The organism is Anaerorudis cellulosivorans (assembly GCF_025943985.1).
GTDB classification, from domain to species: Bacteria; Bacteroidota; Bacteroidia; order Bacteroidales; family Dysgonomonadaceae; genus Anaerorudis; species Anaerorudis cellulosivorans.
In genome coordinates this window covers 1-14,298 of record NZ_JAPCWE010000014.1, presented here as the reverse complement: position 1 = coordinate 14,298, position 14,298 = coordinate 1, and the positions used below count along the sequence as shown (strand labels likewise).

10 protein-coding genes are annotated in these 14,298 nt (G+C 43.2%); 4 read left to right on the top strand and 6 right to left on the bottom strand.

What is annotated here, in order from left to right:
* Nucleotides 1-10: 10 nt before the first annotated feature.
* The 3 genes from OLM34_RS08665 to pnp all read right to left on the bottom strand — a co-directional run bounded on the left by OLM34_RS08665 (nucleotide 11) and on the right by pnp (nucleotide 4,524).
* Nucleotides 11-586 carry an indolepyruvate oxidoreductase subunit beta gene (locus OLM34_RS08665; RefSeq protein ID WP_264406675.1) on the bottom strand — a complete coding sequence of 192 codons (576 nt, stop codon included), beginning with the start codon at nucleotides 584-586 and terminating at the stop codon, nucleotides 11-13.
* A 3-nt stretch (nucleotides 587-589) separates the two neighbouring features.
* Nucleotides 590-2,200 carry a thiamine pyrophosphate-dependent enzyme gene (locus OLM34_RS08660; protein ID WP_264406673.1) on the bottom strand — a complete coding sequence of 537 codons (1,611 nt, stop codon included), beginning with the start codon at nucleotides 2,198-2,200 and terminating at the stop codon, nucleotides 590-592.
* 173 nt (nucleotides 2,201-2,373) lie between these two features.
* Nucleotides 2,374-4,524 (bottom strand): polyribonucleotide nucleotidyltransferase, encoded by a 2,151-nt coding sequence (pnp, locus tag OLM34_RS08655; RefSeq protein WP_264406672.1) that lies wholly within the window; start codon nucleotides 4,522-4,524, stop codon nucleotides 2,374-2,376.
* A 265-nt stretch (nucleotides 4,525-4,789) separates the two neighbouring features.
* Between pnp and OLM34_RS08650 the strand changes: the two genes are divergently transcribed.
* Nucleotides 4,790-5,911, top strand: coding sequence for a TlpA disulfide reductase family protein (locus OLM34_RS08650; protein WP_264406671.1), 1,122 nt, complete (start codon nucleotides 4,790-4,792; stop codon nucleotides 5,909-5,911).
* A 350-nt stretch (nucleotides 5,912-6,261) separates the two neighbouring features.
* On the opposite strand, the gene OLM34_RS08645 is transcribed toward OLM34_RS08650, so the two are convergent.
* The 3 genes from OLM34_RS08645 to OLM34_RS08635 form a co-directional block, all read right to left on the bottom strand.
* Entirely contained in the window at nucleotides 6,262-7,590 is a 1,329-nt protein-coding gene (locus OLM34_RS08645) for an ATP-binding protein (protein WP_264406670.1), read from the bottom strand.
* Between the two features lie 129 nt (nucleotides 7,591-7,719).
* Nucleotides 7,720-7,983: a hypothetical protein gene (locus OLM34_RS08640; RefSeq protein WP_264406668.1), complete on the bottom strand. Its 264-nt coding sequence runs from the start codon at nucleotides 7,981-7,983 to the stop codon at nucleotides 7,720-7,722.
* Nucleotides 7,984-8,097: 114 nt separating this feature from the next.
* A complete protein-coding gene (locus tag OLM34_RS08635; RefSeq protein WP_264406666.1) occupies nucleotides 8,098-8,307 on the bottom strand; it encodes a hypothetical protein in 210 nt (69 codons plus the stop codon).
* A 276-nt stretch (nucleotides 8,308-8,583) separates the two neighbouring features.
* Between OLM34_RS08635 and OLM34_RS08630 the strand changes: the two genes are divergently transcribed.
* The 3 genes from OLM34_RS08630 (at nucleotide 8,584) to OLM34_RS08620 (ending at nucleotide 14,196) form a co-directional block, all read left to right on the top strand.
* On the top strand, nucleotides 8,584-9,810 hold the full coding sequence (locus OLM34_RS08630; RefSeq protein WP_264406665.1) for an acyloxyacyl hydrolase: 1,227 nt from the start codon (nucleotides 8,584-8,586) through the stop codon (nucleotides 9,808-9,810).
* Between the two features lie 102 nt (nucleotides 9,811-9,912).
* On the top strand, nucleotides 9,913-12,759 hold the full coding sequence (locus OLM34_RS08625) for a TonB-dependent receptor (protein WP_264406663.1): 2,847 nt from the start codon (nucleotides 9,913-9,915) through the stop codon (nucleotides 12,757-12,759).
* 207 nt (nucleotides 12,760-12,966) lie between these two features.
* Entirely contained in the window at nucleotides 12,967-14,196 is a 1,230-nt protein-coding gene (locus OLM34_RS08620) for a DEAD/DEAH box helicase (protein WP_264406662.1), read from the top strand.
* Nucleotides 14,197-14,298: the final 102 nt, after the last annotated feature.

Sequence of the window (14,298 nt, the reverse complement as noted above, 5' to 3'; positions counted from 1 at the left end):
AAATGGTTGATTAATTCGGATTATTCGACAATCCCAAGCGGAAAGCCTGTAAATTCATGTTGACCACCGCCTCACCTTTCGAAGAAAAATAATGCGTAATGGCCTGCTCCAACTCTCGGGGATCGATATCGAGATAGGGAGACGCTGCTCCCAGCATCACGATATTATATGTTTTGGGGCTCCCGGCCTGACGTGCCAACAAGGCAGCTTCTACCAACACATGTGCAGTGGATTTTTCTACGGTTTTCAACAGTTCCGTTTCGTCGGGATAATTGGGAATATTTTTATAGGGCTCCTTAGCCGTGATGATAACGCCTTCAGGAGAAAGAAAAGGCAGGTAGCGTAACGCTTCCATCGGTTCAAGAGAAAGAATGACATCCGCCTTTCCCTGAGGAATCAAATCCGAATAAATTTCTTCCGAGGATATCCGCAAATGCGATTCCACAGCTCCCCCACGCTGACTCATGCCATGCACTTCGGCTTGTTTTACGTGGAGTCCGAGGTTCATGGCTGCCAAATCGATGATGGCTGCCATCGTCAGAATTCCTTGTCCCCCAACCCCCGATATAATGATGTTTTTTCGCATAACCTAATCTTGTTGTTGAGCTTTTTTCTTTCTATGTTTCACTCCGGTCTGAACACATTCCCGTTGCGAGATAATCACCGACACCCCTTCGTAGTCAAATTCTTCCCTCAATATCGCAACGTTTTGTTCAAGATTTTTTTTCAGCGGGATAATCGTTCGAATATGAGCCTCATCCACGCCGATTCCCTTACAGATATCGACATATTTCCCTGTACCGGCAGAATCCTGGCCACCGGTCATAGCCGTAGTCGAGTTATCGGAAATAATAAACGTCACCGGAGAACCATCATTAACGGCATCCAAAAGGCCCGTGATTCCCGAGTGCGTGAATGTCGAATCGCCGATAACGGCCACAGCCGGACGAATACCTGCATCGGCAGCCCCTTTCGCCATGGTAATTGCAGCACCCATATCCACGCACGTGCTGATAGTATTGTATGGCGGTAATGCCCCCAATGTATAGCAACCGATATCGCCGAAAACATGCCGATACGGATAAATCTCCAATGCACGGTTTATGGCTTCAAAAAGATCGCGGTGTCCGCATCCGTCACAAAGCATGGGAGGCCGTCCTGCCACAATCTCGGGAATATCCCGCGGTGCTTCGGCTTCCACACCCAGGGCCCTAGCCAACGCATCAGGCGAAAGTTCGCCCATGCGAGGAAGCGCACCATCGAGTCGCCCGCGAAACTTGTCGTTACCAAAATATCCTTTCAGCCATTCTTCGTAAACCGGATACCCTTCTTCGGCAATCAGGATAGAATCATATCTTTCCGCAAATTGCCGAACCTTTTTTTCAGGTAAAGGATATTGCGATATTTTCAGAATAGGAATATTCAACCGGTATGTCGTAATGACCTCCATTACATAATTATACGCAATGCCGAAAGCAATTACTGCCTTATTGCCCTCTCCCGGCCGCTCCATATTGAAGATCGACGCATCGGATAAGGCCACCAATTTCGGCTGCTTGTCGATCAGTAGTTGATAATTTTTTCGGGCAATAGCAGGCAAAAGTACCCACCCCATTTTGTCGGTGACAGGATGCAGCGGATTTTGAGGTCTTATTTCCGACCGCCCGATTACAGATCGCGAATGCGATAGACGGGTAGGTATGCGCAGCAACACAGGCAGCTGCATCTCTTCCGAAAGGTCAAAAGCGCAGCGCACCATATCGTACGCCTCTTGCTGATTGGAAGGCTCCATCACCGGAATCATGGCAAATTTGCCATATACCCGGCTGTCCTGTTCGTTCTGCGACGAGTGCATCGAAGGATCATCGGCTGCTACCACCACCAATCCGCCATGAACACCCGTTATGGCCGAATTCATGAAAGCATCTGCAGCCACGTTCAGACCCACATGCTTCATGCAAACCAGACTTCTTTTTCCTGCATACGACATCCCCAAAGCAGCCTCGTAAGCCGTTTTCTCATTTGTCGACCATGTCGATCGTACAGCCGTTTCCTTTGCTTGCGGTGATTGCTGAATGTACTCGGTAATTTCCGTAGAAGGAGTACCCGGATATGCATACACTCCCGATATTCCTGCATCCAAAGCGGCTTGAGCTACAGCCTCAGCCCCTAAAAGAAGTTGTTTATCTCTATTATCCATCAATAAAAAACAAAAAAGTCAATGAATGAGGGATTGACTTTACAATTCGACTTGCGCAAAGGTACAAAAAATAATAAAATGAAACGATATTATGCCTTATAAACAAAAAAACGAATCCTTACCTGAGGATTCGCTATATAACCATGAATAGGCAATTTAGATGAATAGTTCTATTATTTGGTCTTTTGTTTGGGATGTTCGGGTTTCGGCGGACGAGGCAGCAATGCTCGGCGCGATAGCTTAAACTTCCCGGTCTTGGGGTCGATATCCACCAATTTCACGGAGATCTTATCCCCTTCTTTAAGACCCGAATCTTCCATCTTGTCAAGATGATCCCAGCTCACTTCCGAAATGTGCAGCAGTCCGTCTTTGCCGGGAAGAAATTCGCAGAAAGCCCCATACACCATGATGGAACGCACGGTAGCCTCATACACTTCACCCACTTCGGGAACAGCCACAATGCCTCGAATCCTGCGCAAAGCAGCATCGATTGCCTCTTTATTGTTTGCCGCAATTTCCACACGCCCTTTATTCCCGACTTCATCGATGGCAATGGTAACGCCTGTTTCCTGCTGAATGCCCTGAATGATTTTTCCTGCAGGGCCGATAACGGCACCAATAAATTCCTTGGGTATCTCAATGATTTCGATGCGAGGTGCATGCGGTTTAAGATCAGGACGCGGTTCGGAAATCGTTTCCAATATTTTGTTCAAGATAAATTCCCTTCCAATTTTGGCTTGAGCCAGTGCTTTTTCGAGAATTTCATATGACAAGCCTTCCATTTTAATATCCATTTGCGTGGCAGTGATCCCATCGCGTGTTCCGCACACCTTAAAGTCCATATCGCCAAGATGATCTTCATCGCCAAGAATATCGGAAAGGACAACGTAATTTTCCCCCTTGTTTTCCGAAATCAATCCCATGGCAATACCCGAAACCGGTTTTTTTATTTTCACCCCGGCATCCATCAACGCCAACGTTCCGGCACAAACAGTCGCCATCGATGAAGAACCGTTGGATTCCAGAATATCCGAAACAACACGGATCACATAAGGATAATCCTTGGGAATCATTCGCTTCAGTGCCCTCAGGGCAAGATTGCCGTGACCTATTTCGCGACGCCCTGTAGCACGCTGCGGTCTGGCTTCCCCTGTAGCAAAAGGTGGGAAATTATAATGCAAAAGAAAACGGTCTTCACCCTGAACCAATACCTCGTCAATGATTTTCTCGTCGAGTTTTGTTCCCAGCGTAACGGTCGTGAGCGATTGCGTTTCACCACGGGTAAAAATGGCAGAACCATGTGTGCCTGGAAGGCAATCCACCTCGCACCAAATAGGGCGTATCTCGGTAGAAGTCCTTCCGTCTAACCGTTTGCCTTCGTCCAATATGCAGCGGCGCATGGCCTCTTTCTCCACCTCATGGTAATACCTTGCCACCAACGGCGCTTTCTCTTCGCGTTCTTCTTCCGGAATGGATTCAAGAAATTCCTGCTGTATTGCTTCAAAAGCCTCTGTACGCTCATGCTTGTTGGCATTTTGCGAGCGGGCAATTTCATATGCTTTCTGATAACACTGATCCCATACAGCCTTGCGCAACTCTTCATCGTTTTCCTCGTGGCAATATTCGCGCTTCACGGTTTTACCACAAAGTTCGGTCAGCTCCATTTGTGCCCGGCACTGATTCTTTATTTCTTCATGAGCAAATTTAATGGCTTCAAGCATCTCTGCTTCCGAAACCTCATCCATTTCGCCCTCTACCATCAAAATATTATCGATGGTAGCCCCCACCATAATATCGATATCGGAATTTTCTAACTGTTTGAAAGTGGGATTAATTACAAATTGGCCGTCGATACGTGCCACGCGCACTTCCGAAATAGGTCCGTTGAAAGGGATATCCGAAACAGCCAATGCCGCCGAAGCAGCCAACCCTGCCAGTGCATCGGGCATATCTTCGCCATCGGAAGAAAAAAGAATGATATTCACAAAAACATCGGCATGATAATCGTCCGGGAACAAGGGCCTGAGTGCACGGTCAACCAATCGGCTCACCAGAATTTCATAATCGGAAGGTTTCCCTTCGCGTTTCATGAATCCTCCGGGAAAACGCCCGAAGGATGCAAACTTTTCCCGATACTCTACCTGCAAAGGCATAAAATCGGTTCCCGGCGTAGCATCCTTAGCAGCACAAACCGTTGCCAAAAGAACGGTGTTATTCATCCGAACGGTAACGGAGCCGTCGGCCTGTTTGGCCAGTTTTCCCGTTTCGATCGTGATTATGCGTCCATCCGACAACTGAATTTCTTTTACAATTGGATTCGTCATAAATAATTTGATTGCTTATATTTTTTACGTCTGAAAAATTATGCAAAGTTAATATAAAGTTTTGATTCCCGCTGCTTTCAAGGCTTAAATAATATTGAAAATTCGAAGGATAGCTCTTTTCCCTTTCCTTTTGTTTTTATCTTTTCAACAACGAATTTTTCCGTTTTCTCAAAAAAATAAGTAAGTTTGCACACCATAAATTATTTTTCCCTTTATGAAACACCTTGCGTATTCTTTTCTCGTCGTGACATTCGCAATAATAGGAATGCTTACAAGCTGCAAATCCGATAAAAAGTCATTCGTCGTAACAGGTGAATTTTCTTCTGTCCAAAAAAACGATACTCTTTATCTTGAACATTTGGGATTGGGTGGCATAGAACCGGTCGATTCGGTAAAATTAAGTCCAAAAGGGACCTTCAAATTTAAAGTGCCAGCACCCAAAAATCCCGAATTTTATCAGCTGCGTCTCGACCATCAAGTCGCAATTTTTGCAGTGGATTCCACAGAAACACTTCGGGTGACCGGCGATGCTAAAGACCTGTTCAATACGTTTCGGGTAGAAAATTCACCGGTTAACGACCAGATCAGGGAAATCAACCATCAATACCGGCAAACAGCGAAGAAAATAGAAGAGTTAGGAAAAAAACATAAAGAAAAAATGATCGATGATGTAACCTATCTCAGCCAACTCGACTCGATAGTAAACGAATACAAAACTTTTGCATCCAAAATCATTCTTGGTAATCCGGGAAGTGCGGCAGCCTATTATGCCGTTTTTCAGAAAATCGGCGATTATCTCATCTTCGATCCTTACGACAAGAAAGACTATGTGATGTTTGGAGCGGTAGCCACTTCATGGCATAATTTTTATCCCGAAACACCCCGTACCAAACATTTGTACGATTTTACCATCAATGCAATGAAAATGCGCAAGCAACAGGAACGGCAGGCACAACTGTTGGATAACATTCCTATAACCATCGAATCTTCGCTCCCTGATGTAGTGCTCCCTGATGTAAATAACAACAACGTAGCTTTATCATCGTTGAAAGGCAACGTAGTGCTACTGGATTTCACGGTGTACAATTCCGATTTTTCTTTCGAACACAACATGCACATTACTAATATCTACAGACGCTATAAGAATCGGGGATTCGAAGTGTATCAGATCTCGTTTGACTCTGACGAACATATCTGGAAAAATGCAGCCATCAATGTTCCCTGGATAACGGTTCGCGATCCGCAATCGGTTTACTCTCCTCTTCTCTCACGGTATAATGTCCGCAATCTGCCCACTGCATTCATCCTCAATCGTGAAGGGGATGTTGTAGCCCGTATCGAAGACTACACTAAACTGGAAAGCGAATTGAATAAAGTGTTGAAGTAGACTACATGAATTGGATTTTTCTTATCATAGGAGTAGATTTTTTTACCGGTTAACATATCAGCCGGATAATCCAAAAAATCGTTTAACAAAATAACATTCAATATACTCAGCCCAATAGGAATGCTTATCCAAAAATATCAGAATCAATATAGCCCGGCTGAATATAAAAAGAACAGCACAGGGAGCCAACCACAGCAAAAACATACTCTTCCACTATTTCACCAGCCAGTTATTTTTTACCTTGGGCTCTAGAGTTTTTTAAGGTTACACCGATATCATCTGGTTTTGGCATTAGCTTGATATTACACATAATGCCCAATTATTGCCCCAATATTGCCCAATTTGCCCAATTATTGCCCATTTCTCAGTTCATAGTAACTGCCTGCACCAAAACCGATATTATTAATCAGCCGGTATTTATAGACTAATTCAGACAAATCGTTTGTGGCAGTTCTTTTAGATACGGAATTCAAGGACTGGTATTCACTATTTGTTATTTTTCCTTTTTCTTTTATATACAGTATGGCTTTGATCTGTCTATCGCTTAAACCTAACGAGCTCAAATCTGCTGTATTGTAAATATCCTTGCGGAAAATAATCCAAAAATCACTGCCATTATTTGTGATTATTGGAGGGGGTAATTTTGCCAGAGTGCATTGTTCAGTCATTATTTCAATGCCTCGTCCCCACGATTCCACATAGCCGCTACGGAAGAATGCGTTAGCAATATCAGGATTATACGGGCGTGAAGAATGTTCATGCAAAAGGCTTTCAACTGTCCAGTTTGCGGGCAAATGACCCTCGTTCCAGATTTTTATTTTATCAGCATAAACCCGAATTTGAATAGGAGTACAACCTGCATAATCTTTATGTGCAATGGCATTTAGAAGAGCTTCACGCAATGCAGCTATCGGATATTCGTAGGTTTCAATACGAGAAATCCCCTCATAACTTATCAATGCACGTATGTACTTGGTAAAAAGTAATTCCATTGTTTTTTCAATCTGCTCAAACAAGTTGCCGTGAATGGTATCTTGAAACAGTAAATCGCTTTCAGAGCGGAAAAAGCCAATTTTGATATATGCACCTGTAACAAATTTTTCAGGGTCAGGGTGGAAAAGCAAGATTGCAGCCCGTTTTAGATAGCCGTTTTCAATTAGTTTCAAATTATTAAGTAACTGTTCAGGAGATTCTTTCAGGCACTTCTCATCAAGTCGTTTTGCTTCAATTCCTTTTTTTTTGAAAAAATCAAAGGATTCTTGTTTCAACTCAGATATCTGAACCGTTGGAATTGTAACCCCATCCCATTTTTTGCCATATTTATGCAACAGAAACTTATCCAAAGCAGCCCCTTTCAGTTCTTGCTTGGTTGAACCGCTTCGAAAATGGTACTCTCCTTTGTAATTTACCGGATTGGGGTGTGGTTCAACGACAATCTCTATATAATCGCCTTCAGGCGTTTCGTGGAGGTTCACGGCTGCCACAATTCCCAGAACGGTTGTTATCTTGTTGGGTAAGTCTTCCAATAATTTCTTGGCGTTTTTCACCCCTACCACATTGCCGTTATCGTCCTTACCAACGTAGAGCGTACCACCCTGGGCATTGGCAAAGCCACATATCCATTTGAGGTATTCGTCTTTCCAAACGGATTTATATTCTATGTTTTGGGATTCGGGCATAAATTGTATCGATTAAAACAAAAAACGCCCCAAACTTCAAAGGTGTTTTTTGTACCTTCTCAAAAGAAAGAAAATGAACCACAAAGTGTGTAATGTGTTTGAAGTTTGTTGCGAAACACTATATTTATTTTATGAATAGACCTCTTGAGAAACTTTGGCATTTAACTCGTAATTCATATTAAATCCTTTCCATTTAATAACCCATGATTTTTGTTTCATTGAATAATTTATTATTTCTTCTTGTTTAGTGTTTTCTTTAACACCAAAAAGAGATAAAACTTTTTTCTTGAATTCATTATCCAAATATGGACAAGCAAAAATATCCATTTTAAGCAAAGTCAATCCTGTTGATATATTTCTTTGTTGTTCGTCTACTGCTTTAATTATTTCCAATATAACTTCTTTTAAGAAACCTAAACTTTCTGTATATTCTGCGCTATCGGAGTAATAATACAAAAGTATATAAATTAATAACATGTTCCAAAACGTGTTCTTTGGTTTCTCATACTACAAAAATAAACTTTTATGCTTAACTCTGTGTCCCCGTGAAGTGAGTAATTCCACCGGTAAACGCATTTCAGGATAAGACACACCTTCTCCGCACCTTCTCCGTACCAAGGCTGCACCATCCTCGCTCCATGCTTGCATCAGGCTTCCGTCATCCTCGCATGAAGTTTGTTCTGCCTTCACCGCTGTATCCCGCTTCACATGCGGCAAAGAGGCAGGTTTGTTTTACACTGGTCTCACGGAATCCGATGTTGCTGTTCCGGCCTTGAAGCGAAGGAAGAGCGAAGGAGAAGCGAAGGAAGAGCGAAGAACAAGCAATAAAAAGCCCGCAAAACGCACTTGTCGAACAAAAATTTCGTCGAGCCAAATACCCCAATACCCGAAATTCGCACTTGCCGGTTGACTCTATAAACATTAAAAACCGAAAAATATCGAAATAATTTATACTTTTGCAGCGCCGGTAACGGTGTACAAATCGAAAAAAGTATGTGGAAAGAATTGCTCCTTTCAAGCGGAATATTTCTCATATCCGGACTTTCCGTTGCCGGTGATCTTGAAGATTCAATTCCGCTTTCAAATCATTTTATTCATCAATTGGGGATGGAAGTGCGACCGGCATACATCATCCCTACAAATCGATTCCTGAAAGGAGAAAACGACCAATTGAAAGCACTCAGAGGAGGGCTTTCTGCACATCTGCGATATGCCTTCAAATTTTCTGCCTCTTCCTGTGTCGACCACATTTATGGAGGGCCGTATCAGGGAATAGGACTGGCATACTATACCTTCGGGAATCAAAAAGAAATCGGGAATCCCACTACAGTGTATTTGTTGCAGGGAGGAAGTTTGGCTAAATTCGATTCTCGATTGACCCTCAACTACGAATGGAATTTCGGGTTGTCATCCGGATGGCATCCTTATGACCCCGACAACAATCCGAATAATGTCGTCATCGGTTCGAAAATCAACGCCTATCTCAATACGAATTTATATCTCAATTGGGTGCTGTCCTCTCAAATCGATCTCACTTCAGGTATCACGCTCACCCATTTTTCGAATGGCAATACACGTTTCCCCAATGCCGGACTGAATACGGCAGGGGTGAAAATGGCATTAATATACAATTTCAACCGAAATGAATCGTTCTTTCCGAAGAAAACACAGCAGCCGCCCATCCCTGCCTTCCAACGTCACTTCAGTTACGACCTGATTGCATTCGGTTCGTGGCGCCGAAAAGGGGTTGTTTTTAACGACAATCCGCTTGCTTCGCCGGAAACGTACGAAGTAACGGGATTCAATTTTACCTCCTTCTATAACATCGGATACCGCCTGCGCACCGGCATCTCGGTAGACGGCGTTTACGACAGCAGCGCCAATATCTACACAGAGGATTATATTGTTCCTATTGGAGGAGACGATCCCGGCTATACATTTTATAAACCGCCGCTTAAAAACCAATTGGCGTTGGGACTTTCTGCGCGGGCAGAATATGTCATGCCTTTCTTTTCGGTAAATATAGGATTGGGTGCCAACGTAATACATGGAGGAGGCGACCTGAAAGGTTTCTATCAGGTTTTGGCGCTAAAAATAGAAACTTCCCGAAACTCGTTCATCCATATCGGCTACAACTTGCAGAATTTCAAGGACCCCAATTACCTGATGTTGGGGTTCGGCTACCGCTTTCACAACCGATATCCCGTTTTTTACCGGTAAGCCGGCATGAAAAACACCCACAAACTGTTGTCGCGAATCGAAATGTAGAAATTAAACCTTTCTTTAAAATAACATTCAGAAAAAGAATAAAAGCACAAAGGGATGCGTCCTTATTTTAAATTCTCGATACTACTGTTCCTTTGGTTGCCGTTATTATCGCTGAAAGCACAAAAGGCAACGGACAATGGGATCGACAACTATACAGTTTGGGGAGTGGTAGCGGATTCGGTCGATCAAACCAAAATGGAATGGGTAACGATTTCGCTGATAGACCTTAAAACCGATTCACTTATTGCCGGCACTTACACCAATCGAAACGGTCAGTTCGAATTGAAAAATATTTCGCAGGGCAACTATAAACTGCGATTCAGCTATATCGGATACAATTCTGCCGAAAAGGTAATCGAATTATTGCCGACATCCTCCAAAAAAATCGATCTTGGCACCATCACTCTGTCACCCTCTGAAGTTAGGCTAAATGAGATTACCGTGGTTGCCCAAGTTCCGGAAATGCAAGTGCGGGAAGACACCGTTGAATACAACGCCGCAGCATTTAAAGTACCTGAAGGAGCTGTGGTGGAAGATTTGATGAAAAGACTTCCGGGCATCGAAGTCGATGCCGAAGGAAAAATCACCACGGCAACAGGCAAAACCATTCGGAGAGTTTTTGTGGACGGAAAGGAATTTTTTGGGAACGACCCCAAAATAGCAACCAAAAACCTCAATGCCGATATGGTTGACAAAATCCAGGTAATCGAAAAACAATCTGACCTGGCTATCCTGACCGGTGTGGAAGACGATGATCCCGAGACCATTATCAACATTACCATTAAGAAGGGGATGAAAAAAGGATGGATTGGGAATGTGAATGGGGGAATAGGAAATATGACGCGACAACCGTCGGCCGGCCAATCGAGATATACGCTGAACGGGAATGCCAACAAGTTTTCGGACGACGATCAGCTCTCACTGATCGCCAATGCCAACAACATCAATGAAAGGGGTTCCACCAGCCGACAAAATGCCATCAGCATGGGACGAGGAGGTAATGACGGCGGAGGAATCACCAGTTCGAATGTATTCGGTATAAATACGGCTAATCGTATCAACAATAAATTGAAAGCAGTAGGGAATATTACCTATAACTACAGCGACAACAACGTAAGCAGAAAAGACAATCGCTTAAACTTCTTTAAAAACGACAGTACGACTTATCGTTTTTCGAACTCTTCATCCCGCAATTTCACCGATAACTTTTCTGTTGAAGCAAAATTGGAATATAAGCCGGATACGCTTACCACGATTATCTTTTCGCCTTCGTTTTCGCACAACGGTTCAGTGTCGCGCCGATCTTCTGCTCAGCAAACACATATCGATTCGGAAATTGGAGAAATGGCAAATGAGAGCTTCTCCAACAACCGGTTAAATTCCGAAGGAACCGATGTCGCAATGGGACTCGACATTTCCCGCAAACTTTCACCAAGGGGTCGACGCATCAGTTTAAGCGGATCTTTCTTTACAAGCCACAACAACGGCACCGACAACAACATTTCGGAAACCGCCATCCATGTTCCGACAATCAGACTAACCCAACTCAACCAGCAATCGTATACCGACGCCAATCGCAACGCATCCAATTTGAGATTTACCTATGTTGAACCCATTGCAAAAAACTATTTTCTCAATTTTTCCTACAACATCCAACGCACCACGACAGAAAACCTGAGAAAAACGTTCGACTACGATTCTACCCTGCTCGACTATGTTCGTCTCAATCCGGAATTCAGTAAAAGTTCCAATAATCTGACCACAACACAGAACATTCGAATAAACTTTCGTGCACAACTCCCAAAATACGCCTATAATCTCGGCATCAATATAGCACCAATGTACATCAATAGCAAAAGTTTCATTGCCGACTGGTTCCAAAACGGAGTAGATTCTGTATTATACGACCCTCGAGCAAGGAAAGCAATAAATTATGCACCCCAACTCGATTTCAACTATCGTTTGGGCGACAAAAACATCCGAAAAAATATCCGGTTTCGATACAATGGAAGAACACGGCAACCCTCCATAGACCAGTTCGATCCCACACCCAATACGACAAACCCGCTAAACATTCGAACGGGCAATCCCGATTTGCTTGCATCGTTCACACATAACGGTTCGCTGGAATTCAATTACAACCACAGAGAAAAACAACGTTCGTTAATTGCCTCATGCAATTACAGTTATATCCAAAACGATATTGTGAATTTCACTTCCTATGAAGACGGTATCCAGCATACCATGCCCATAAATGTCAGCGGATCATGGAACACCAATGGAACACTGCTTTATTCCGGTGCCTTGGACAAAAAAATGAAGTTGAAATTTACCACTCACACCAATCTTGGATACCGAAACCAAATTGGTTACACACGCGTGAGCAAGGAGAGCCAAAAAAATATTTCCCAAACCTCCACGCTTGCGGAATCCTTAAGCCTGAGCTATAACAACGATTGGTTTTACGGACAATTTCGGGGAACCGTAAACTACTCCAATACCAATTATTCGCTTGAACACCTGAAATCACAACGTTCTTTTCGATACAACCTCTCGTATAATACCCAACTCACGCTGCCCAAATCATTTTCTATCTCGAGCGACATCCGGTGGACGGCAAATCGGGGACTTTCGACGGGATACAACAAAGACGAAGTAATATGGAATGCACAAATCAGTAAATCGTTTTTGGAAGGTAATCGAGGGCAATTGCGCTTGCTCTTCAACGATATTTTGCAGCAACGCTTGAATATCAGTCGCAATGTCGGTTCCAACTACCTGTCCGATTCGGAAACTAACGCATTGACAAGCTATTTCTTGCTGAGTTTCTCGTACCGGATAAGGTCGATAAATGGGAGTGGACATGGAAGAATGGGACGCCAAGACCGAAATATGGAATAAATTTAAGCAAAATACATCTATCCTTTTATTTTTTTACTACCTTTGCAGCTCGATTATTATAAACAACTATACGTTTCGAGGAAATATCCAAAATTCAAAATATCACACATTGAAATTTTCAGCTGAGGATACACGTTTTATCATTCAAATAAAAAATGATCATTTTCGCGGGATTGCCTCTCAAAAACGTGTATCAAAAACAATAAAATGACTTTTAAAGAATTAAATTTGAGAGACGAGCTTCTTTTCGCAATTAAAGAGCTCGGATTTGAACAACCTATGCCCATTCAGGAAAGGACTATCCCTTTCATCCAAAATCAAGATTCAGACTTGGTGGCTTTAGCCCAAACCGGGACAGGGAAAACGGCTGCATTCGGCCTTCCTATCCTCAACATGCTGGATGAGAGCGCAAGACAAACGCAAGCCTTGATTTTGTCGCCAACACGCGAATTGTGCATTCAGATCAGCAACGAACTGAAAAATTACTCCAATCATCTGAAAGGGATGAGGGTGGTAGCGGTATATGGAGGAGAAGATATCCGGATACAACTAAAACAGTTGGCTGTGCCGCCGCAAATCATTGTGGCTACTCCCGGCAGGTTAATGGACCTGATGAAACGCAAAAAAGTGGAAACGGCAGATATTCGTTTCCTGGTTCTCGATGAAGCGGATGTAATGCTCAACATGGGATTCAGAGACGATATTGAGTCCATTCTGAAACAAACGCCCGAAACCCGACGCACCCTGCTTTTTTCGGCAACCATGCCCAAAGAAATCGCCAACATTGTACACCAATTCATGAAGAATTATGAAGAAATTGTGGTTGGAACCAAAAATTCGGGAGCCGTTAACGTAGAACATGTCTATTACCTGACTTCCGAAAAATATAAATATGCTGCACTGAAACGCATCGTCGATCTTAACCCCGACATCTATGGTATCGTATTCTGCAGAACCCGACAGGAAACCAAAGAAATGGCCGAAAAACTCATGCAGGACGGCTACAATGCCGATGCACTTCACGGGGACCTCTCACAAGCACAGCGTGATACCGTGATGCAAAAATTCAGGATTCGCAACATCCAATTGTTGGTTGCAACTGATGTTGCCGCCCGTGGATTGGATGTAGATGATCTCACCCATGTCATCAATTATAATCTTCCCGACGATAACGAAGTTTATACCCATAGAAGCGGCAGAACCGGCCGGGTAAATAAAAAAGGAGTTTCCATTTCGCTTATTCTTCCCAAAGAAATAAACAAAATCAAAGCGCTGGAAAAGATGTTGAAAAAGAATTTCGTTCAACAACAAATTCCCAACGGACAGGAAGTTTTAAAAAAACAGCTGTATCATTTGATCGATCGAATGATAAATGTGGAGGTGAAGAAAGATCAAATTCAACCTTACATGGGTGAGTCCACTCCGAAAAGTCTCTGACTTTTTATTTTCAATTCAGTGACACCCGGAAGGGACGGTTTAAATTTTTCAAAAATGCACTAAAATCAGTATCCTATTTGCTTGCATATTAATCTATATTTC